Raw genomic sequence first — 863 nt, 5'->3', positions numbered from 1 at the left:
CTAGTGCCGTGACCGCATAGGTTCACCGTGTTGGTCGTTGTTGATCGAGCTCTCTGGAGATTGCTTCCAGGGCGTGGAGCGTCGGTATGCGCTCGGGCACCGCAGCTCGAGAGCCCGGCCCCTGGCTGGCGCGCATGCCAAGGGCGAACCCTTCCTATTCCGGGCCTTCCGCGTCGGGTGTGCCGCGGCTGGCCAGTCGTTCGTATCGCTGTCTGGCTGCTTGCGGAGTGCCAAGCCCGAGGCCAAAGGCGATCTCTTGCCAAGTCATGCCGCGTCCACGTGCCATCTGGAGGAGTCCGGTTTCCAGTTCGTCCATCTCCCCGCGAACCAGCGGGACGAGGCTCAGCGCGGCCGTGATGTCAGCGTGGTCCACCTCCGGCTCACCGTCGTCGAGCTGTGCGGCCCCACTGAGCAGGAACGACACGAGCCTGACGGCTTCGTGTGGCCCGATGACCGAGGGATGAACCTGTCGGTGGCGTTGCTCGTCGGTGGTTGCGTGTCGCTCGGCGATGCGAAACAGGGACGCGTAGACGCGGTGCGCTCGCGCCTGTTCCGGCTGTGGAGGCGTGAACGGGTCGGCGTGCTGTTCAGGAGTTGACGACATGAGAAGAGAATGAAGCAGTTCCTGAACTGTTGTCAACGAATCGTTTTAAACAGTTCGTTCAATCGTGGCTCGCGAGCCCCCTGGTGCTGTGGCTGGCAGGTTCGCCGGGTTGGATCAAGCTGCGGTTTCGAGGGGGCGTCCGCCCCAGCGGGTGCCCTTCTCGCTGCGGATGCGGGCGCGTTCTTTGCGCTGAGGAGCGTGCACGTCGGGGTGGCGGGCGTTGGTGTTGCGCCAGCGCAGGCAGGCGTGCAGGGCCCTG

The 863-nt window shown here is 65.2% G+C and carries 1 protein-coding gene and 1 pseudogene; both read right to left on the bottom strand.

The window, feature by feature from the left end:
- Positions 1-154: 154 nt before the first annotated feature.
- Positions 155-604: a DNA-binding protein gene (locus HG542_RS34130; protein WP_171088310.1), complete on the bottom strand. Its 450-nt coding sequence runs from the start codon at positions 602-604 to the stop codon at positions 155-157.
- Positions 605-718: 114 nt separating this feature from the next.
- Positions 719-863 (bottom strand): annotated as a pseudogene (locus tag HG542_RS35610) (IS630 family transposase); the annotation flags it as partial.

Source organism: Streptomyces morookaense (assembly GCF_013030945.1).
In the GTDB taxonomy this organism is placed as follows: Bacteria; Actinomycetota; Actinomycetes; order Streptomycetales; family Streptomycetaceae; genus Streptomyces; species Streptomyces morookaensis.
This window is presented reverse-complemented; position numbering and strand designations above follow the sequence as displayed.